Below are 20,221 nucleotides of genomic sequence, written 5' to 3'. Positions count from 1 at the left end.
CAAAAATACCTCCTAATATGGTAATCCTAATTGGTAAAGTATAACATAAACGGGAGGGTTTGTGAATGCAAAAAGCTAAAATGAAAGAATACCAAGCTAGTAAAATTGATACTTCTATTCTTGAATCAAGAAAAATTAAAAGAGAAGGAGATATAAGGGGTACTTATTATCGAGATACTACTGCAATAATTCATTCTTCAGCTTTTAGAAGATTAAAACATAAAACACAAGTTTTTTTCTCTCCTAATAATGATCATATTTGCACTAGGATAGAACATGTATTACATGTTGCTTCAATCGCTTCTACTGTGTGTAAAGGGTTAGACTTAAATCAAGAATTAGCTTGGGCAATAGGTGTTGGTCATGATTTAGGGCATACTCCTTTTGGTCATGTTGGAGAAGTAATTTTAAGTGGTTTAAAGAAAAAAGAAGGTTTTGATAAATTTGAACATGAAATACATTCTCTTCGAGTTGTAGATTTCTTATCTAATAAAGGGGAAGGGATGAACCTATCCTATGCTGTTAGAGATGGAATAGTAAGTCATTGTGGTGAAACTTTTATTAAAAGTATAACACCAACTTTTAAAGTGAAAAATCTAGATTTAATAAAAGAGAAAAAAGGCTTATTACCTACAACTTATGAAGGAGCTATTGTTAGATTTTGTGATTCTATTGCATATCTAGGTAGAGACTGGGAAGATGCTTGTAGATTAAATATTATTAATAAAAATGATATGCCAGAAATTTCTAAAAAATTATTAGGAAATAATAATAGTGAGATAATAGATACTTTAGTTAATGATTTAATTAAATCAAGTGATATTGAAGGTATAAGATTTAGTGATGATATTTTTGAAGCAGTAACTGCAATGAAAGAGTATAATTACCAGCATATTTATAAGTCTCCTATGTTAAATGGGTATATGAAATATTTTAGTAGACTAATTAATTTAATTTATGATTATCTATACCAATTATTGATTGAAAATTATGATAATCAAAAAAAATATAATGATGAAAAAAATATGCTAGCTATAGGATTTGGAAATCATGTTAAAGAGATGTTACCAATCTATGATAAGAGAGGAGAAGATTTTAGATTCTTAATTTTTGATTATATTGCTGGAATGAGTGATAACTTTGCACTTGATTGTGCAAGAGAAATTTTAATTCCTGAACATCTAAACGAAGAAATTGAATCTAATATAACTAGAAAATGGTTTGATATGGAATAATTACTTTTTCTTTTTATCGTTTAATCTTTCGATTTCTTCAATAAATTGATCAATATCTTCAAAGGCTCTATAAACAGAAGCGAATCTTACATATGCAACAGTATTTAAAGTTGAAAGTTGTTTGAGTGTTTCTTCCCCAATTTCTGAAGATTTTATTTTTCTCTTAGACCCAGCTTTTGTTCTTATGTTTTGTTCAATATCATCTAGTAGTTGTTGAATTGCATCATCATCAATATTGAGCTTGTCTGTACAACTGTTAATGCCTCTTTTTATTTTATTAATATCAAAAGCTTCTTCGCTGCCATCTTTTTTAATTACACAAATTCTTTTTTCTTCAATTTTTTCGTAGCTAGTAAATCTGTAGCCACAATTTAAGCACTCTCTTCTTCTTCTAATTGAAGTTCCAATTTGATTAGATCTTGATTCTATAACTTTATCGTTATCTGTATGACAATTTGGGCATCTCATAATATTCCTCGTTTTTAATACATATTAAAGTATATAACAAATTGTATCTAGTGGTGTGAACTTAAGTAACTCTATATTTTAAACTAAAAATAACGCTATATATATTATTTTTATATTTCTTTCATTTCTCTTATTAATTCTATTTCTTTTTTATACCCATCTAAGTCATTAGGTGTTTCTAATAAAAATGGTAAGTTTTTTAAAACTGGATGTGAAATAATTTTGTTAATAGCTAATAGTCCAATATTTCCTTTTCCTAATTGTTCATGTCTATCTTTATGAGAATTTAGGATGTTTTTACTATCATTTAAATGGATAGCTTTTAAGTTATTAATTCCTATAGTTTTATCAAAATTTTCTAAAACATTATCTAAATTGTCTTTAATATCATAACCACCATCGAAAACATGGCATGTGTCTAATAGAATTTTTACTCTATCTTTGTTATTTATACCATTTCTAATAGTTTGTAATTCATTAAAGGTCCTTCCTATTTCTGTACCTTTCCCTGCCATAGTTTCTAATAAAAGTGTAACGTTAGAATTTTGATTATTTGAAATAAGAATATTTAAAGCCTCTATGATTTGATCTATAGCTTTTTCAGTTCCTTGTGCTGTATGGCTTCCTGGATGAAAATTGTAATAAGGACATTCGATTAAATCTAAACGTTTTATATCTTCATCCATTAGTTTTAGAGCTAATTCTCTTAAATCAGGGTTTTTTGAACATAAATTATATGTATATGGTGCATGTGCTACAAAAGGAGTGTTGTACTTTTCTCTCCATTCGTTTTTAAATTCTTCAATATCTTTTAAATCAACTTTTTTAATTTTAGTTCCTCTTGGGTTTCTGGTAAAAAATTGAAATGTATTAGCATTTATTTTTTTTGCTTCTTTTATTATATTAACAAAGCCTTTTGAGTTACTTAAATGTGGCCCAATTATTGTATTTTTCATTTATTATCCTTTATGTAGTTAATTATAAACTACTAGTTTAGCTGTTATAATTAAAGCTTTTTGTATTTATATATAGGATATTATATAATAATTGTCAAAAATAGTATATAAGTGTTGCAATTTTATACAATATGTGATTATATTAACATAAATTAATGGAGGACGTATGGCAGAGTCTGTAAGCAGTTGTGTAAAAAAGATAATAGATAAAACACCCTTTATAAATGAGATGTTAGTAAAAGGGATTTTATCATATAGTAATTATGCTACTTCTATTAAAGAAGATGTTGAAAATAGTTATAATAAAAGTGTGAAGCATAGTGCTATTGTAATGGCTATTCGTCGTTACGGAGATGAATTAAGAGCTAGAGAAAAAAATGAAAATAAAAGTGATGTTGATTATGAAATAATAATGAAGACTAAGATTTATGATTTAAACATTGTTAGAAATGATAAATTCTTATCTAAATTATCTCAGTTGTATAATGAAGTTTCAACTGATAAAGGTGATTTTTTAAATGTATCGCTTGGAAGTCATGAAATATCTGTTGCAATTAGTGAAAAATATAAAGATTTATTAGAACAATTAGCTCAAGAAGAAGAAATCCTCCATAAAATGGAAGACTTAGTTGCTTTATCATTAGTTTTTTCAGGTAATTTCTTACAAACTCCTGGAATAGTTTATGAAGCAGTTAGAAAATTAGCTTGGGAAAAAATTAATGTAATTGAGATTGTTTCAACAAAAAATGAACTGACTTTTGTTATTAAAAGGGAAGATTCAATGAAAGCTTTTGATGAGCTTCAATCATTTTTATCTTAATTAAAATATATGAAAGTTAAAATTATTTCTGGAGCTAAAAATTCTTCAAAAACAACTACTTTAAAAAGTATACTAGAAAAAAGTAATGAAAAGTATTTAGGTTATATTTGTGAAAGTGATAATGAAAAGAATAATTATTATTTAAGAAATATTTATTCTAATGAGCTTTTCCATATAATGCAAAATGAATTTATTGAAACGAAAGAGAGAATAGGGCAATACTATATAATCGATAATTCTTTTGAAAAATGTTCTACTGTTCTTTTTAACCAGATAAATGAAATAGAAGATCAAATTGATTTTATTGCTTTAGATGAAGTTGGATTATTAGAATTAAATGGGTCAGGATATAATCAAACAATTTTAAAGTTGATTGATTTAAATTATGATTTGATTTTATGCGTTAGAGATGTATTCGTTGAAAGAGTTATTGAGAAATATAAATTCGAAAATGTTGAAATAATTAGAGTTTAAAAAAAGTTATTTTTAAATTGGAAAATAATAAATAAGGGGGAATTTAGTATTTCTCCTTTTTTTATTTTTGTTCAATTTATTGATATCATTATTTTTGAAATATTTAGTAAGAAAACTGAATATTCTCTAAATATAAAATATGAAAATGGTTTGTTTATTTAATAATTTTATCAATTTCGAAAATACTCCAAAGAGGTAAATTTATAAGCCAATCTTCTTGTTTGTAGTCAGCCATTGAAGTTCTAATAGAATATTGTGGATTGTATTTTTGTGAAAAAGTTTTTAAACTTTTTGCCTTCAAATTTACCTCAGCTATTACTTCTATGGGTACTATAGTTTCTCCATTATCAATTAAAAAATCAATTTCAGCTGAATTTTTATCATTAGTCCAATAAAAAGTGTTAATCGAAGATATTTGCTTTAATTGTTGTAATACATATTGTTCTGTTAATGCTCCTTTAAATTGATTAAATACTTCATTTTTGTTTAATATAATAGTTGGGCTTAAATTTGTTATACATGATAATAAACCAACATCTAAAATAAATAATTTAAAAGCTTTTAAATCAATATATGAATTTAAAGGTAATTCTAATTTATTTACTCTATAAATTTGATATATTAATCCACAGTCTTTTAACCATAAAATAGCACTTTCAAATTCTTTTGCACGTGCTCCTTTTTTAATATTTCCATATATATATTTTTTATTTTCTTTTGATAATTGGGAAGGAATATTATTCCAAATCATTCTTATTTTTGGAACAACATTAGTGGGAGCATGTTTTGAAAAATCTTGCTCATAAGAAAGTAAAATTTGTTTTTGAATTTCTTTTACTCGTTTAAAGTCTCTATTTAGTACAAAGTCATTTACAACTTCAGGCATCCCTCCAACTAGATAGTATTGTTTTAAAAAATCTATATACGATGATTTAAAAGTTGAGGCTAAATCAAAATCTAAATTATGAATTAGTTTAATTAATGAAGTTTCGTCAATAGCTATTAAGAACTCTTCAAAACTTAAAGGATATAAATCTAAAAATTCTACTTTTCCAACAGGGAATGAAGAACTTTCATGCAAAGCAACTCCTAATAATGAGCCAGCACAAACTATTTGATATTCTGGTGCATTTTCATGAAAATATTTTAGAGAAGTTAATGCTTTAGGAGCCTCTTGTATTTCATCGAAAATTATTAATGTATTATTACAATCAATTTTTTGATTAGAATAAATTTCTAAAGCTAAAATTATTCTATCTATTTTCATATCATTATTAAATATTTCTATTAATTGAGGATTGTTTTCAAAATTTATATATATAGTATTTTGATAAAATTCTTTTCCAAAATATTTCATTAACCAAGTTTTACCTACTTGTCTAGCACCTTTAATTATTAATGGTTTTTTTTGTTTATTATTTTTCCAATTAATTAAATTATTTATTGCATTTCTGTACATATTAAACTCTCTTCTAAATGTATTATAATTGCATATTACATTTTTTACAACGAAGAAGTGTAATTTTATACATTTTTTCCCACGAATAAGTGTTATAACTTTACATTTTTTCCCACGAATAATCTAAAGATGTATAAATGATTAGAGCAAATTGTAACAATTTTTTTTTATTCGCCTGATACAATAATGATTAAATATTTATAGTTGATACTATTATAGGCGTGTTACTATTCACAAAAAAACAAAAAAAGTGTACTAAAAAATAGAGAAATCATTATAGCTTTTATAATAAGAGCTTATGGCAAACCATAACGTTTAAATAGATTATAAAAAGAAATAAAGAGCCTTATATAAGTTATAGAAAAAATATCATATAAAAATATAACTATTATTTTTTCATTAGATAGAAGCCTTAATAATGGTAAAATCTCTGTGTAAATTTTGAATTTATTATATGGGCAATAAAAAATCCCACTATCGTGGGATTTTTCACTCTTATAATAAATTATTATTATTTAGACATTTCGTTTTTCTCTTCCATAATTTCTTTTCTGCGTAATTTGCATAAGTTAGAAATTTCAGATAGTGCTTTACGTGCACGAGCTGCAGATACTTTTACGCCTTTTTCAGAGAATTTAGCATTTTCAGCTTGATAATCTTCGAAACTCTTTAATAATTGTTCATGTGTTGTCATTAAGAACCTCCATAAAATATATATAAAAATTTTACCATACAAATTTTAAAAAGCAAATGAAAATGCTAAAAAAAGCATAAAAATAACTGTTTTTTAGCTTTTTTATGAAGATTGTGTGTGTTTTTTCTAATTCTTTCATAATAAATAATATTTGAAAATAAAAACTATTTAAATTATTAAAGATTAGCTAATATTTTATTTACATGATCTTTTACCTTTGTGACTTTGTAAATTTCTTTAATTTTGAAGTCTTCATCTATTATATATGTTGTTCTAACAATTCCAAAGTATTCTCTCCCGTAGTTTTTTTTAAGTTGCCAAACTCCATATTTTTTAATAACCTCAGATTCAACATCACTTAAAATATCAAAATTTAATTCATATTTATCACTGAAATTGCAATGAGACTTTACACTATCTTTACTTATGCCTAAAACTACAGCATTTTTATTTTTGAATTCTTCTAAGTTTGCTTTAAAATCAATAGCTTCTAAAGTACATCCTTTTGTATTATCTTTAGGATAAAAATATAAAATTATTTTTTTACCTTTATAATCACTTAATTTAATTAAATCACCATTTTTATTAGGTAATTCAAAATCAATAGCATCTGTATTTTTTTCTAAATAAGCCATATGTATCTCCTCTAATTTAATAATAATTTAGTTTTAGAAAAATACAAGTGAGTTTGTTACAAATTAAAAAACATATAAAAGAAAATATTATTATTTATCGAATCATGCTAGTTAAAGGACTTTTTATTTCATCAGGTTCATTTATGTTATTTATTTTACCACTTTGAACAAGTTTCATTGTCCAAGCCATATTTTGAGCTAAATTTTTTAGAATTCTAACTCCTTCATCATCTTGTTCTGAATCTCCTTTAGCGTGACCATATATAACATTCCAATAGTTTGAAGTCGGAATTATCATTTCGGCATATTGAAGGTATTGATTCATTTGATTATTAGCAGGAATTCCACCAGCTCTTCTTACAGCACCAAAGGAACAGCCAACTTTATGTCTTAATTGGTTACCCATTGCTATATTTATATAAAATAATCTATCAAGAGCTGCTTTTAATCCTCCAGCCATTCCCGCAAAATGAATAGGTGAACCTATTATTAATCCATCACACTCTTTAAACTTTTTAAATATATCATTTACTATATCATCAGAAAATACACATTCACCGTCTTTTTCTTTAAAACAACGTTTACAATCTATACATTGATGTATTGCTTTATTACCTATATTTATAACTTCAACTTCAATGTTTTCTTTTTTTAATTCTTCTTTCATAAGCTGAATGCCAAAAGCAGTATTTCCGTTATTTCTTGAACTGCCATTTATTGCTAAAACTTTCATAACTTATTTTCTCCATTTATAATTATCTTAAGATTTATGATTTGGGAATCATAAGAGGAAAAGGATTGTATGTCAATAATATATTTGCTATTATAGTATATATTGTAAAATTTTATATAAAAGTTTATTATTGATGAACTTTTAATGTTAATTAGAATATTTTCATTCAATTTTTATCATATCAAGTATGATAATGATAAACTTAGTTTAGAAAAAGCAATAAAGTAACAGGTTTTAAATAACTTGGTTGGAGATAATCTATGAGTGATAATAAATATATACAATCAATTACAAGGGCAATGAGTATATTGAATTTCGTTTCAGAAAAAGGTTGTGTTAGATTAAAAGATATTTGTGAATTTACTAACTTAAATAAATCTACTGTATTTGGTCTATTAAAGACCTTAGAACATACTGGATATTTAACTAGAGTAAATAAAGGTCTTGATTATTCCTTAGGAATTAATTGTTTGAAGTTGGGAATTTGTTATGACCTTCAATCTGATAGAAAAGAAACTATCCATAAACTTCTTTCTCTTTTAGTTGATAAAATAGGGGAAACGGCATATTTTGAGATTAAAACTCAAGAAAAATATTACTATTATGATTATGTTCAATCAAAGCATTCTCTAAAAGTTGTTTTAGATGATGAAAGGTTTGTATCTTTAAGTGATAAATCAGCTGTTACTAAAATTTATAAAAACTATCAAAATAATATTAAATATGCTACTGATTTAGAAGAAGTTGAAGTTGGCCTTAATTGTTTTGCAGCTCCATTTATGGTGGGTAATGAAATATTGGGTTGTGTTGCTCTATCAGGACCTAGTAATCGATTTTTAAAAGATAATATGGAAGACGTATATAATATATTTATAAAAACAATGTTAGAATTAAATTTAGAAGAACATATATTAAAATAAATATTAGTAAAATGATTAAAATAGAATATGAGAATAGATTTTTATAACTTTTAAGAAAAAAAACTTCTTTCAATTAAGAAAGAAGTTAGTGGGGAGAGAAGGATTCGAACCTTCGAAGGCTGAGCCAACAGATTTACAGTCTGCCCCCTTTGACCGCTCGGGAACCTCCCCATGTGTCAAACACAAGTAGGAATTTAGAACAGAATGGAAATATAGTCAACCACTTTTAGAAAAATAGTTAAAAAAGTTGTAATTTTTTTAAGTTTGTTGGGTCTCTATTGCTATAAAAGTGTTTATTGGTTAAAATGTTAACACTAACAAACATTTTGTAAAGGAGTAATGATATGAAGATAGCATTTTTTGATACAAAAAAATATGATAAAAAATGGTTTGAAAAATATAAAAGCAATGAAGATGAAATTGTATATTTCGAATCTAGACTTAATGCTAAGAATTATTTCTTAGTTAAGGGTTTTGAAGTAGTTATTGCTTTTGTTAATGATGAATTGGATAAAAGAGTTATAAAAGGAATTGCAGATTTAGGAGTTAAGTTATTAGCAATGAGATCTGCCGGTTATAATAATGTAAATATAAAAAGCGCTAATGAGAAAGGTTTAAAAGTAGTAAGAGTTCCAGCTTATTCACCTTATGCAGTAGCTGAACATGCTATGGCTTTGTTATTAGCTTCAGTTAGAAAGATTAATCATAGTTATGTAAGAACTAGAGAATTTAATTTTTCACTTAATGGTTTGGTCGGCTTTGATTTATTTAATAAAACAATTGGTGTTGTTGGTACAGGAAAAATTGGTCGAGTTTTTATTGATATTGCAAAGGGTTTTAAAATGAAAGTCCTAGCGTATGATCCATATCCAGCTGAAGGTTTAGATGTTGAATATGTTGATTTTGAAACATTATGCAGAAAATCAGATATAATAAGTTTTCACTGTCCTTTGACCAAAGACACTATGCATATGGTTAATGAAGAAACAATTAAAATCATGAAAGATGGTGTTGTAATTGTAAATACATCTAGAGGTGCTCTAGTCGATGCTAATGCCTTATTAAATGGCATTAGAAGTAGAAAGATAGGTTCAGCAGCATTAGACGTTTATGAAGAGGAAGCGGGTCTATTCTTTGAGGATCAAAGTGAAAATGTATTAGATGATGATACCTTAATGTTATTGATTTCTATGCCTAATGTAATTGTAACAAGTCACCAAGCTTTTTTAACAGAAGAAGCTTTAAATAACATAGCTAAAACAACTATGGACAATATTGAAAGTTATAAGAAAGGTGAAAAATTAATAAATTTGGTAAATTAATCAAATTTATACTTTAATTAATTTATATATTTGTGATATATTCACAAAGCACATTAGTGCGCTTGGACCGGATAAGTATTATCTCGGCGTAGGAAAGCAAAGCTTTCGGCTATTCTATCTAAGTGAGGTATTTTTATGAATGAAATGTTATGGGTTGTTATGCTCATAATCAATTTTGGTGCAATTTTAATTGCATATCGTATTTGGGGTAAACTTGGTTTATATCTTTGGGTCCCAATTTCTGTAATTGTCGCAAATATTCAAGTTACTAAAACTGTGAATCTGTTTGGATTAGAAGCTACTTTAGGTAATATAGTGTATGCTTCAGGTTTTTTAGTTACTGATATCTTAAGTGAATGTTTCTCAAAAAAAGAAAGTAGAAAAGCTATAGGTATTGGCTTTTTTGCTCTAATATCAATGACTATAATGATGCAACTTGCAATTATGTTTAATCCAGCTCCATCTGATTTTGTTCAGGATTCTATGGTAAATATTTTTTCATTTATGCCTAGGATAATGATAGCTTCATTAATTGCATATTTTATTAGTAATCATCATGATATTATTGCATATGAATTTTGGAAGAAGAAATTTCCTTCTACTAAAATGATTTGGTTAAGAAATAATGCTTCAACTTTTGTTTCACAATTAATAGATTCAATTATTTTTACATTAATTGCTTTTTATGGAGTTTTTGAAATGGATATATTAATTGAAATTGTTATTTCAACATATATTCTAAAATGGGTTGTGGCAATATTAGATACTCCATTCATTTATTTGGCAAAAAAATGGTTTGATGAGGGGAAAATTAATACTTCTATAAATTAATTTTTTACTTTTTGTGGTAGTGTTTCAATAAGTATATCTATACCTTTTTCACTACCACAATAGATTATATCTTTAGTTAATTTTCTATTAATTAATAAATCATCATCATATATAATTTCTTCTTTATTAGGGTATACCATTTTGATATTTAATTTATTTAATACAGCATGTGATGAAGCGATATCCCAAGCAAAAGCTCTTTGATTAATACAACCGGATATGTTAGAAAATATTGCTGGTGCTAATATTTGTAAAATTGAAGATCCAAAAGTCCTAAATTTCCCTTTATAATTATCAAAATTAATTTGTTTTTGCAATTTAGAACTAATAGTAATTTGTTTTGGGAAATCACTAAGCTGAATATTATTATATGGCATATCATCTATATATAAGTCTTTATAAGGATCTAATCTAACTCTTAATTCTTCTTTGCCAATTCCAAATCTAGGTGCAATTATAATTGCTCCTACTGCTTCTCTTTCTTTATTTAATATTCCAATTGATATAGCAAAAGAGGGTAGTCCTTGTGAATAAATATCAGTTCCATCTATTGGATCTAAAATAAAGGTAAATGGAGCTTCTCTATTAAAAGGAGTTATGTTTTCTTCACTAATGATATTGCACTCAGGGAATAAGGTATTCACTTTCTCAATTATTCTTTTAGAAATTTCTGTATCTGTTTTTGTTAGAACTGATCCATCTTCTTTATAATACCTAATAATATCTTTTTGCATGTTTTTTGCATATGCTGCTAAAGTTATTGTTTCTCTATATAGTTCATCTAATTTAATTTTACTTAAAAGAATTTTACTCATTAGTATTCCTTATTTCTTGTATTTGATTATTTAAATATGATAATGTAAAACATCTTATGGAAAATAATAATAATATAACTGATAAAATACAACAATACTTAAAAACTTCTATGGCGATTAAAGCTTTAAATAAAGGTGAAAAGAATCTAAGAATTACATCATTAGATGGTTTTGTTCTATCTCAATTTATTAGGAGAATTTATAGAAGTCGTAAAAATCGAGTATGGGTAATATGTCCAACTGAAGATAGTGCTAAAAATTTATTAAAGGATTTTGGTATTCTTTCTAAAGATAAAGAAAATTCTAGTATTTTAGATAAGTACAATAGGGAAGTTCCAATTCTTTATTTACCTTCAAATGGTAAAAAACTATATAGTAATTTTGAAAGTGGAAAAAATGAATATACTCAGCTAGAAGCTCTTTCAAGAATCGATGATTATAAAGAATCAATTATTGTAACTCACTTAAGAGCTTTTGCAACTGAAGTTGTAAGCCAACAAACCTTAAACAATACATCTTTTACAATTAAAAATAATGACAAGTTTGAACCGATGAATATAGCCACAGTCTTTAGTGATGCAGGTTATACTAGGGTCGTAAGTACAACAATGCCTGGTGAATTTACTCTTAGAGGTGAAGTTGTAGATATATATCCATTTTCATTTGATAATCCAATAAGAATATATGCAGATTGGGACGAAGTTGAAAAAATAGCAGTCTTTGATTCCCTTACGCAAGAAACTAAAGAAATAATAAATAAAATTACTATCCCTTTATTAGATGAGAATGATTCTGATATTAAGTTCTCAAAAATAGATTCTTATTTTAGAGAAAAAGATTATTTTAGTTTTATTGGTGATTTAAGATTAAAAACGAGTTATAAAAGTTTAGTAAGTGAAGCAAAAAGCTTATATAGGGAAGCTTATCATATAGATAAAAATGTCCCATCATTTAATGAAGTATTATTTGATTTTGATAAATTTTATAATGAAGTCGATAATAAACTTACTTTAGTCGATATAGTAAATGATAAAACAAATGCTTTTAGTTTCGATGTTGAAGGTCCTAGATCTTATTTTGGTGACTTTACTAGATTAAAAAGTGAATTAAAAGACATGTATAAATCAAACTGGACTGTCTATATATTCACTAGTAATAATATCCAGAAACAAAGACTAAAACAAATGCTTATAAGTTTTAATCAAATAAAATATATGGATTATGAAATCTCAAGAGGATTTTCAATCCCGTCTATTAAATTAATTGCAATTTGTGAGAGCGAAATCTTTGGAAGAAGGAAGCAAATAATAAAAACTCTCCAACATACTAAAAGTTCTCCACTAGATTCTTTTGTAGATCTACATGAAGGAGATTTTGTAGTTCATGTAAATTATGGTGTTGGTAAATTTATAAAGATTGATAGAGTAAAATCTTTTGATAGAGAAAGAGATTATATTAAAATAGCTTATGCTAATGGTGATAATATTTATGTGCCAATTGAACAAGCAAATTTAGTTCAAAGATATATAGGCTCTTCTTCAACTAATCCAAAACTTGATAAAATTGGTTCTGCAGTATGGGAAAAGAAAAAAGCAAAAGCTAGGGTTAATGCAGAAAAATTAGCAAAATATCTAATTGAACTATATGCAAAAAGAAAAGCTTCTATTGGTTTCCCATATGATAAAGATAATGATATGCAACTTCAGTTCGAAGCTCTATTCCCATATCAAGAAACAACTGATCAATTAAATTGTATTGATGATATAAAAGTAGATATGGAAAGCAATGCTGTAATGGATAGATTAGTTTGTGGTGATGTTGGATTTGGTAAAACTGAAATCGCATTTAGAGCAGCCTTTAAAGCTGTTCTAAGTAATAAACAAGTTGCTTTTTTAGCGCCAACTACAATTTTAGCAGAACAGCATTATAATAATTTTGTAGAAAGAGTTAAGGATTTTCCAATTAATGTTGCATTGCTTTCAAGGGTAATTCCTAGAGCACAACAAAAGAAAACATTAGTTTCTTTAATAGATGGTAAAATTGATGTGCTTTTTGGAACTCATAGAATTTTATCTAAGGATATTATTTATAAAGATTTAGGGCTTTTAATTATTGATGAAGAACAACGTTTTGGTGTTAAAGATAAAGAAAAAATTAAAACATTAAGAAATAGTATTGATTCTTTAGCTTTATCCGCTACTCCAATTCCAAGAACATTATATATGTCTTTATTAAAAATAAGAGATATGTCTTTATTATCCACACCTCCTATAGCAAGACAACCTATTGAAACTAAAATCGAAGAATTTGATATTAAAACAGTAGTAGAAGCTATTAGAAAGGAAATTAATAGAGGTGGACAAGTTTTTTACTTACATAATCGTGTTGAATCTTTAGATGCTGTTGTATCAATGCTAAGTGAATTAATGCCAGAATTAATTATAGAATCTGCTCATGGACAAATGAAACCTAAAGACTTAGAAGATACTATGAGACGTTTTGTTCATGAAGGTATTCAAGTATTAGTTTCAACAACTATTATTGAAAATGGTATTGATATCCCTAATGTAAATACAATCATTATAGATAGAGCTGATATGTATGGAATAGCACAGCTTTATCAATTAAGAGGCCGGGTTGGAAGATCTGATAATAAAGCATATGCTTATCTATTATATCCCGCAGATAAAGCACTTAGCGAAATTGCTGTAAAAAGGTTAAAAACTATAGGAGAAAATACAGGGCTTGGTGCAGGCTTTAAAGTATCAATGCGAGATATGGAGATAAGAGGAGCTGGTAACTTATTAGGTAAGGAGCAGAGCGGACAATTAGCTTCAGTTGGTTTAGATATGTATATTAGAATATTAGATGAAGCTATTAATGAACTTAGAAGCAATAATCAAGATGATTTAGATAAAGAAGTATTCTTAGAATTAGATTATACAGGTTTTATTCCTGATGAATATATTAAAGCACCTTCTGTAAAATTTGAAATATATAAGAAAATTGCAACAGTACAAAATGATGAAGAACTTGATATGTTAAATAGTGAATTAACTGATAGATTCGGTACAATGCCTGAAGAAGTAGTTAATTTAATAAATATTGCAGAATTAAAAATAGTTTGTAGGAAATTAAAAATTATACATTTAACAGAAAGAAAGGGAAATGTGCTAGCAAAATTTAGAGCAATCAAATATATTAATGGAGAAAAATTATTAAGATTGTTACCAAATTGTAATGGGGCAGTGACATACGATACCAAAAAACCTGAATATATAAAATTAAAGACTGAAGCAATATCTTTAAAAGATAAAAGCCTATTTATATTAGAAATGCTTCAAAGATTATTATAGAGGAATAACATGAGAGAAAAAGCACAATCATTATATGATGAATATCCTGAATTAGCTATTGTTGAAAAAAAAGATTTAGATAATAAAAATAGAGAAGTTCATTCTTTTGTAATTAGAACTAATAAATTACATACCTTCCAGCTTGAAGCTGTTAAAAATTATTATGATCATTATGTGATTAGATATAAAGATGAAATTATGGATTTTAAAAAAATCTTTAATAATGATAAACCTGTAATTATTGAAATTGGTTTTGGAACAGGGGAGTCAACACATAGAATAGCAAAAGATAGAAGTCAATTTAATTATATTGCTATAGAAGTATTTTTAAATGGGTTTACAAAATTATTATCTGTTATTGGAAATGAAAATATAGAAAATGTAAGATTAATGAGATTTGATGCTGTTGCTGTTTTAAATGATATGATAGCAGATGGGAGTGTTCATGGGTTCCATATATTTTTCCCAGATCCTTGGCCAAAGAAAAAACATCATAAAAGGAGGTTAATTCAAACTCCTTTTACTAATTTATTATCTAAAAAATTAAAGACTGGTGGTTATATTTATTGTGTAACAGATTGGCAAGAATATGCACAGCAAATGTTAGAAGTATTAACAGAAACTAATGATATGACAAATTCTTATAATGGTTATAGTGATTCAAGAGAATGGAGACCTACAACAAAATATGAAAGACGCGGGGTTAAATTAGACTATAATATTAATGAAGTTTGGTTTGAAAAAGAGTAAAAAAAAAGGATTGATCATAAATAATCAATCCTTTTTAAATTATAATTTACATCTAGGCCCTTCTTCTGGCATTTTGATTCCATCAGAATAATCTTCATGTCTTAAATACCAAGTATGAGCATATGAGCATAAAGGCACAACTGTGATTTTTTCTTTTTTAAAATAATCAGCTGCAAATGTCATTATTTTTGAAGCGATTCCTTGTCCTCTAAGACTTGGATCTACAAATACTTTATCTAAAACAACTAAACCATCAGGGGTGTAATCTAATAAAATATAAGCTAATTCATTACCATTTTCACTATAGAAAATTTTATCATTTTCAATTATAAATTCCATTATGTAACTCCTATTAAAATGATAGGTTAAATATATCGAATTTATTATAAAACTACAAGCATTATATAGTTAAATCGATTAAAATAAAAAAGAGCTATCAAATGATAGCTCAATTTGTTAAATCTCCAATATTGTTTATTCGTCTTGTTTTGAAGCTTGAATTACTATTTCAGCATTTTTACCTGATAAAGGTTCATAATGTGAGAATTCAAGTTCAAAACTACCAGTTCCAGATGTCATACTCTTTAAATCAATTGCGTAATTTAACATTTCGCTTTGAGGTACTTGAGCATCGACTTCTTGAAGTTGTCCGAATTCTTTTTGACCTGTTACTCTACCACGTTTACTTGAAAGATCTGATAAGATATCACCTAAATATTGATTATCTACAAATACTTTAACATTAGTAAATGGTTCTAATAATGTTACACTAGCTTTTGCTAAAGCTAAATCTAATGCTCCTTTTGCTGCTAATTTAAATGCCATTTCTGAAGAGTCAACTGGATGTTCTTTACCATCAACAAGGGTTGTTTTTATATCAACTAATGGATAGTTTGCTAAATATCCTTCACTCATTTTTTCATGTAAGCCTTTTTCAATTCCAGGTACATAACCTTTAGATACTGATCCACCTTTAATAGCATTTACAAATTCATATTCTAAGCCACGTTCTAATGGTTCGATTTCAATTAATACTTTACCATATTGACCATGACCACCACTTTGTTTTTTATGAGCATATTCAACAATACCACTTTTTTTGTTAATAGTTTCTCTATAAGCTATTTTTGGTAGTTTTGTATGAACTTTTATTTTTTGTTTTTCAGCAATCTTATTTAGTATCATTTGTAAATGAACATCACCCATACCACTAATTACAGATTCTTTGGTTTCTTCATTAAATCGTGTTTGGAAAGTTAAATCTTCTTCACAAATTTTATGAAGTGATTCATTTAATTTATCAGCGCTTTTTTTATCATCAGTTGAAATTGCTAATGAATAAATAGGGTCAGGTAAAGCTAAAGGTTTATATAAGAACTTCTGTGAATTAGTATTTTGTAATAAAGTGCAGTTAGTAGCTGATATATTACTTTTTGCAATAATACCAATATCACCTGCAACAAGGCTATCAGTTTCAATTAATTTCTTACCAACAGCTCTATAAACTTTACCAATTTTTTCTTTTCTCTTTAACTCAGGGTTTGTAAGTTCCATATCTGTTCTTAAAGCACCAGTTCCAACTTTAATGTAGCTTAATTTACCACTAAATTGGTCTATAGTTGTTTTAAATACATATGCACTTGCATCGCCTTCTTCACTTATTGCCATATCTACATGTTCATTATTTTCATCAGTAGTCCATTCGATTTGACCAAGAGGGGATGGAAAGTTGTGAGCAACAAAGTTTAGTAAAGAAATAATTCCACTACCTTTAAGTGTTGAACCACAGAATACAGGTACTACTCTATTATCTGCTAGACCTTCTCTTAGTCCTCTTCTAATATCATCAGCGCCTAAAGTTCCTTCATCAAAATACTTTTCAATTAGGTCATCTGCACCTTCAGCAGCATATTCAATTAATTGTTCTCTGTATTCTTCTTCATGTTCTTTATATTCTTCTGGTATTTCTGAGACTTTTTCATTGTTATTATCATCAAAGAAATATGCCTTATCTTCAATTAAGTTAATTACGCCTTTAAAATCTTTTCCTTCTCCCATTGGTATGAAGGTAGGAACAAAAGTTGCGTCGAAATGTTCCCTTAAATCATTAATTACATTAGTGTAACTTGCTCTATCACGATCCATTTTATTAATAAAAACAGCACGTGGTTTATTTCTATTGTCTAAACGACGCCATAATTTTATTGTTTCGATTTGAGCTCCATCTCTAGCATCTACAATCATTAATGAAGCTTCTGTTGCTCTAAACCCACAAATTGCTTCACCAATAAAACCTGAATAACCCGGAGTATCAAGGATGTTGAGACATTTTGAATCCCATTCTAGATTTGCTAGACTGGTATGTATAGAAATTTGTTTTTTAATTTCTTCTTCTGTGAAATCACTAGTGGTTTTCCCACTATCTACATTTTCTACCTTGGAAATAACCTTACTATAATAGAGTAGTTGCTCCATTAAAGAGGTTTTTCCGGTACCATTGTGGCCGACGATAGCGACATTCCTTAAATCAGTACTGGTAACGCTCATAATTCCTCCTTGTGCTGTTAAGCTAATAATTGCGTATTTCTTATATGTTAAGCCTCCAATTTTCATATGTCAAACTTTTTATTTTCTAATTATTTATTAAAATAGTGTAAAAATAAGATTTTTATTTAAGTCTAGTTTTAGTATTTGTAGTATGTATAAATAATTAAAATATTGATTTAATTTTGAAATTAGAAAGAAAAATATTAAAAAAAACTAATGTAAAGTTAATTTTTCGTTATTTAGGAATTATAAAACAGACTGATTTTTAGGATTTTATAATGAAAGTTTTGCATCATTTTAATTTTTAAATGATAAAAGCTCTCTTTATATTTTTATAAAGAGAGCTATAAAAATGTATAAATTTTGAAAAGAATTCTATTTTTCAAAAAGTATAAGAGTCATTATAAATACGAATAATGCAATTATTGAACAAACTAAAAATCCTGATGCACTAATAAAAATAGAAGATATTAATGTAGCGATTAATTGTCCTGAAAACATTGCTAAACTGTAAAAACTTAAATTTTGACCTTTGTTAAAGTCTGTGCTATTAGCTACAACAAGATTATTTAATAATGTTTGTGTTAAACCAAACCCTATACCCATAAATATAACAGAACAATATAATAAATTAGCACTATCAGAAATGTAAAGTAAGAAATGAGCTATAGAAAAAGCTGCTAAACCAATTAATAAATCTATTTTATTAGAAAATTTTGCTACAATTGTTGGAATAAACCCAATAACAATTACTGCAATAAGGGATATGGTTGCAATATAATTTCCTGTAAAGGTTGAACTATATCCAAAATCATTTTGTAAATAAGACGGTAACTTTAAAACAGAAGTAAAAAATATGATATTTACACAAAATGTAAGAATTAGAGTATGAATTAAAGAACTATTTTTTTTACTATTTTTTGCTTTATTGCTTTTTAGATTATCTCTTTTTAATTTATTGTTGTTATTAAAATTAGGAACAAATAACAATATAATTATAAATGTTAATATATTTATTGAATATATAAAAAAAGGAGAGAACCAATTAATTTCAGCAAGTCTACCACTAGTTGTTAAAAATAAGACTCCCCCTAATTGCATAACCATTCCTTGTACAGCAATCATCTTTAATTGTTTTTTGCCTGTATAAAAATGTGAAATTAAACTTGTACTACTTGCAATTACAATAGCTGCAGAACCGCCTAATAGAAATCTAAATAAAAGCATTAGAAAAACATTTGGCATTAAAAATGTAGTTGTTCCAAATATTCCTGATAATAAAAGTCCTATTAGCGCCATTTTATAAGATCCAAATTTATCAATTAATTTGCCTGAATATAATGAACAAAGAGCCACCCCAATAGAAGGAACTGTTACAACCCACCCTGATAAATGACCTAAGCAATATTGTTCTGCAATTTTAGGAAGTGCTGGTACAACAGCGCTCCCTAGCATTATTGTTAATGTGCTTGCTAGCATTAGCCCAACAAGACCTGAAAAAGATAAATCTTTTTGATTTTCCATTATTATTTTTGCTCCAATTATTTGTAAAAATAAAAAATAAAAAATCAATGTCATTGTTTAAGTAATACAAAATGACATCAATTATTTTTTAATTTTTTATGTAATTTCTCTTTTAATTATTGATTTAAATTGTATTTTATTGAGTGTATAATACTTTTAGTACTATTTTTTTCACTTTTGCGCTGTTTGTATTAACTGAACAAGCTGGTTTATGTGCATCTTGAGGGAATACAATTAAGAAAGAATCTTCATTGATAATAAAAGGATAATCACATCTTTTATCATTCTTATAAAAACCAATATCTTCATTCGAATCAAATGAATCAATTAAATCCATATCTTTTAATGTTTTTGCATAACATATTTCATTGCCAAATACATTAGAATGAATGTCGATGTAATTTTTATGTGCTTCATATTCACAAGTGTCAAAATCTTTTGTGTCATAATGTTTAACATGAGCAAAAATTTTTTCACCATCTATAGCGTGAAAGCCATCTTCTAATTCGTTTAATTCTCCTGATACCATAACTTCTAAAGCCTTATCTAGTAGCTCAGTTATACCTTTGTAATTTTTTACATTACTTTTGCTGTCGTAAATCATTATTATCTCCTTGATTTGATTTTACTTTTTAAACAATAGTTATTGATAAATATTGCTTAATTATTATTTTTAAAAATT

Annotated in this window: 19 protein-coding genes and 1 tRNA gene; 8 read left to right on the top strand and 12 right to left on the bottom strand. The window is 26.7% G+C overall.

All coding sequences use genetic code 11. The features are described 5' to 3' along the window. Nucleotides 1–65: 65 nt before the first annotated feature. Nucleotides 66–1,235, top strand: coding sequence for a deoxyguanosinetriphosphate triphosphohydrolase family protein (locus ACPKM0_RS06455; RefSeq protein ID WP_472474425.1), 1,170 nt, complete (start codon nucleotides 66–68; stop codon nucleotides 1,233–1,235). Here ACPKM0_RS06455 and nrdR read toward each other — a convergent pair whose 3' ends face one another. Further along, the gene (nrdR, locus tag ACPKM0_RS06450) at nucleotides 1,236–1,703 is read right to left on the bottom strand and encodes a transcriptional regulator NrdR (RefSeq protein ID WP_472474423.1); all 468 of its coding nucleotides are present in this window, start codon (nucleotides 1,701–1,703) and stop codon (nucleotides 1,236–1,238) included. It lies immediately after the preceding gene. Nucleotides 1,704–1,813: 110 nt separating this feature from the next. After that, a complete protein-coding gene (locus ACPKM0_RS06445; RefSeq protein ID WP_472474421.1) occupies nucleotides 1,814–2,659 on the bottom strand; it encodes a deoxyribonuclease IV in 846 nt (281 codons plus the stop codon). Between the two features lie 166 nt (nucleotides 2,660–2,825). On the opposite strand from ACPKM0_RS06445, the gene ACPKM0_RS06440 reads away from it, so the two are divergent. After that, nucleotides 2,826–3,479: a hypothetical protein gene (locus ACPKM0_RS06440; RefSeq protein WP_472474419.1), complete on the top strand. Its 654-nt coding sequence runs from the start codon at nucleotides 2,826–2,828 to the stop codon at nucleotides 3,477–3,479. Between the two features lie 9 nt (nucleotides 3,480–3,488). After that, nucleotides 3,489–3,953, top strand: a complete 465-nt coding sequence (locus tag ACPKM0_RS06435) for a nucleoside-triphosphatase (protein WP_472474417.1) — start codon at nucleotides 3,489–3,491, stop codon at nucleotides 3,951–3,953. Between the two features lie 154 nt (nucleotides 3,954–4,107). Here ACPKM0_RS06435 and ACPKM0_RS06430 read toward each other — a convergent pair whose 3' ends face one another. From ACPKM0_RS06430 to ACPKM0_RS06415, 4 genes are all read right to left on the bottom strand, one after another. Continuing rightward, nucleotides 4,108–5,412 carry an ATP-binding protein gene (locus ACPKM0_RS06430; protein WP_472474415.1) on the bottom strand — a complete coding sequence of 435 codons (1,305 nt, stop codon included), beginning with the start codon at nucleotides 5,410–5,412 and terminating at the stop codon, nucleotides 4,108–4,110. A 511-nt stretch (nucleotides 5,413–5,923) separates the two neighbouring features. After that, nucleotides 5,924–6,106: a hypothetical protein gene (locus ACPKM0_RS06425; RefSeq protein ID WP_472474413.1), complete on the bottom strand. Its 183-nt coding sequence runs from the start codon at nucleotides 6,104–6,106 to the stop codon at nucleotides 5,924–5,926. Between the two features lie 176 nt (nucleotides 6,107–6,282). Further along, the gene (gene bcp / locus ACPKM0_RS06420; protein ID WP_472474411.1) at nucleotides 6,283–6,741 is read right to left on the bottom strand and encodes a thioredoxin-dependent thiol peroxidase; all 459 of its coding nucleotides are present in this window, start codon (nucleotides 6,739–6,741) and stop codon (nucleotides 6,283–6,285) included. 94 nt (nucleotides 6,742–6,835) lie between these two features. Next, the gene (locus tag ACPKM0_RS06415) at nucleotides 6,836–7,474 is read right to left on the bottom strand and encodes a flavodoxin family protein (RefSeq protein ID WP_472474409.1); all 639 of its coding nucleotides are present in this window, start codon (nucleotides 7,472–7,474) and stop codon (nucleotides 6,836–6,838) included. Nucleotides 7,475–7,734: 260 nt separating this feature from the next. Here ACPKM0_RS06415 and ACPKM0_RS06410 point away from each other — a divergent pair, with 260 nt between their 5' ends. Continuing rightward, nucleotides 7,735–8,394: an IclR family transcriptional regulator gene (locus ACPKM0_RS06410; RefSeq protein WP_472474407.1), complete on the top strand. Its 660-nt coding sequence runs from the start codon at nucleotides 7,735–7,737 to the stop codon at nucleotides 8,392–8,394. 89 nt (nucleotides 8,395–8,483) lie between these two features. Here ACPKM0_RS06410 and ACPKM0_RS06405 read toward each other — a convergent pair. Beyond that, nucleotides 8,484–8,565, bottom strand: a tRNA-Tyr gene (locus ACPKM0_RS06405). Between the two features lie 173 nt (nucleotides 8,566–8,738). Here ACPKM0_RS06405 and ACPKM0_RS06400 point away from each other — a divergent pair. Continuing rightward, on the top strand, nucleotides 8,739–9,716 hold the full coding sequence (locus tag ACPKM0_RS06400) for a 2-hydroxyacid dehydrogenase (protein ID WP_472474405.1): 978 nt from the start codon (nucleotides 8,739–8,741) through the stop codon (nucleotides 9,714–9,716). Nucleotides 9,717–9,851: 135 nt separating this feature from the next. Beyond that, on the top strand, nucleotides 9,852–10,547 hold the full coding sequence (locus ACPKM0_RS06395) for a queuosine precursor transporter (protein WP_472474403.1): 696 nt from the start codon (nucleotides 9,852–9,854) through the stop codon (nucleotides 10,545–10,547). Here the strand turns inward: ACPKM0_RS06395 and ACPKM0_RS06390 are convergent. After that, entirely contained in the window at nucleotides 10,544–11,362 is an 819-nt protein-coding gene (locus ACPKM0_RS06390) for an inositol monophosphatase family protein (RefSeq protein WP_472474401.1), read from the bottom strand. The two genes, ACPKM0_RS06395 and ACPKM0_RS06390, sit on opposite strands and share 4 nt — an antisense overlap. A gap of 56 nt (nucleotides 11,363–11,418) precedes the next feature. Between ACPKM0_RS06390 and mfd the strand changes: the two genes are divergently transcribed. Next, nucleotides 11,419–14,718, top strand: a complete 3,300-nt coding sequence (gene mfd, locus ACPKM0_RS06385; protein ID WP_472474399.1) for a transcription-repair coupling factor — start codon at nucleotides 11,419–11,421, stop codon at nucleotides 14,716–14,718. Between the two features lie 9 nt (nucleotides 14,719–14,727). Continuing rightward, nucleotides 14,728–15,468 carry a tRNA (guanosine(46)-N7)-methyltransferase TrmB gene (trmB, locus tag ACPKM0_RS06380; RefSeq protein ID WP_472474397.1) on the top strand — a complete coding sequence of 247 codons (741 nt, stop codon included), beginning with the start codon at nucleotides 14,728–14,730 and terminating at the stop codon, nucleotides 15,466–15,468. Nucleotides 15,469–15,507: 39 nt separating this feature from the next. Here trmB and ACPKM0_RS06375 read toward each other — a convergent pair whose 3' ends face one another. From ACPKM0_RS06375 to ACPKM0_RS06360, 4 genes are all read right to left on the bottom strand, one after another. After that, on the bottom strand, nucleotides 15,508–15,807 hold the full coding sequence (locus tag ACPKM0_RS06375) for a GNAT family N-acetyltransferase (RefSeq protein ID WP_472474395.1): 300 nt from the start codon (nucleotides 15,805–15,807) through the stop codon (nucleotides 15,508–15,510). A gap of 135 nt (nucleotides 15,808–15,942) precedes the next feature. After that, entirely contained in the window at nucleotides 15,943–18,015 is a 2,073-nt protein-coding gene (gene fusA / locus ACPKM0_RS06370) for an elongation factor G (RefSeq protein ID WP_472474393.1), read from the bottom strand. A gap of 375 nt (nucleotides 18,016–18,390) precedes the next feature. Further along, the gene (locus ACPKM0_RS06365; RefSeq protein ID WP_472474391.1) at nucleotides 18,391–19,539 is read right to left on the bottom strand and encodes an MFS transporter; all 1,149 of its coding nucleotides are present in this window, start codon (nucleotides 19,537–19,539) and stop codon (nucleotides 18,391–18,393) included. A 136-nt stretch (nucleotides 19,540–19,675) separates the two neighbouring features. Continuing rightward, entirely contained in the window at nucleotides 19,676–20,143 is a 468-nt protein-coding gene (locus ACPKM0_RS06360) for a NanQ anomerase/TabA/YiaL family protein (protein ID WP_472474389.1), read from the bottom strand. Nucleotides 20,144–20,221 lie beyond the last annotated feature (78 nt).

Origin of the sequence: Pleomorphochaeta sp. (genome assembly GCF_050031695.1) — a bacterium.
Lineage (GTDB): Bacteria > Spirochaetota > Spirochaetia > Sphaerochaetales > Sphaerochaetaceae > Pleomorphochaeta.
This window is presented reverse-complemented; position numbering and strand designations above follow the sequence as displayed.

Excerpts from the sequence above, each read along its gene's own strand:
- ACPKM0_RS06400 (WP_472474405.1), top strand. The coding sequence starts at position 8,739 with ATGAAGATAGCATTTTTTGATACAAAAAAATATGATAAAAAATGGTTT.
- ACPKM0_RS06360 (WP_472474389.1), bottom strand. The coding sequence starts at position 20,143 with ATGATTTACGACAGCAAAAGTAATGTAAAAAATTACAAAGGTATAACT.
- ACPKM0_RS06365 (WP_472474391.1), bottom strand. The coding sequence starts at position 19,539 with ATGGAAAATCAAAAAGATTTATCTTTTTCAGGTCTTGTTGGGCTAATG.
- ACPKM0_RS06390 (WP_472474401.1), bottom strand. The coding sequence starts at position 11,362 with ATGAGTAAAATTCTTTTAAGTAAAATTAAATTAGATGAACTATATAGA.
- mfd (WP_472474399.1), top strand. The coding sequence starts at position 11,419 with ATGGAAAATAATAATAATATAACTGATAAAATACAACAATACTTAAAA.
- ACPKM0_RS06455 (WP_472474425.1), top strand. The coding sequence starts at position 66 with ATGCAAAAAGCTAAAATGAAAGAATACCAAGCTAGTAAAATTGATACT.
- ACPKM0_RS06395 (WP_472474403.1), top strand. The coding sequence starts at position 9,852 with ATGAATGAAATGTTATGGGTTGTTATGCTCATAATCAATTTTGGTGCA.
- ACPKM0_RS06410 (WP_472474407.1), top strand. The coding sequence starts at position 7,735 with ATGAGTGATAATAAATATATACAATCAATTACAAGGGCAATGAGTATA.
- bcp (WP_472474411.1), bottom strand. The coding sequence starts at position 6,741 with ATGGCTTATTTAGAAAAAAATACAGATGCTATTGATTTTGAATTACCT.
- fusA (WP_472474393.1), bottom strand. The coding sequence starts at position 18,015 with ATGAGCGTTACCAGTACTGATTTAAGGAATGTCGCTATCGTCGGCCAC.
- ACPKM0_RS06430 (WP_472474415.1), bottom strand. The coding sequence starts at position 5,412 with ATGTACAGAAATGCAATAAATAATTTAATTAATTGGAAAAATAATAAA.
- ACPKM0_RS06440 (WP_472474419.1), top strand. The coding sequence starts at position 2,826 with ATGGCAGAGTCTGTAAGCAGTTGTGTAAAAAAGATAATAGATAAAACA.
- ACPKM0_RS06425 (WP_472474413.1), bottom strand. The coding sequence starts at position 6,106 with ATGACAACACATGAACAATTATTAAAGAGTTTCGAAGATTATCAAGCT.
- trmB (WP_472474397.1), top strand. The coding sequence starts at position 14,728 with ATGAGAGAAAAAGCACAATCATTATATGATGAATATCCTGAATTAGCT.
- ACPKM0_RS06435 (WP_472474417.1), top strand. The coding sequence starts at position 3,489 with ATGAAAGTTAAAATTATTTCTGGAGCTAAAAATTCTTCAAAAACAACT.
- nrdR (WP_472474423.1), bottom strand. The coding sequence starts at position 1,703 with ATGAGATGCCCAAATTGTCATACAGATAACGATAAAGTTATAGAATCA.
- ACPKM0_RS06415 (WP_472474409.1), bottom strand. The coding sequence starts at position 7,474 with ATGAAAGTTTTAGCAATAAATGGCAGTTCAAGAAATAACGGAAATACT.
- ACPKM0_RS06445 (WP_472474421.1), bottom strand. The coding sequence starts at position 2,659 with ATGAAAAATACAATAATTGGGCCACATTTAAGTAACTCAAAAGGCTTT.
- ACPKM0_RS06375 (WP_472474395.1), bottom strand. The coding sequence starts at position 15,807 with ATGGAATTTATAATTGAAAATGATAAAATTTTCTATAGTGAAAATGGT.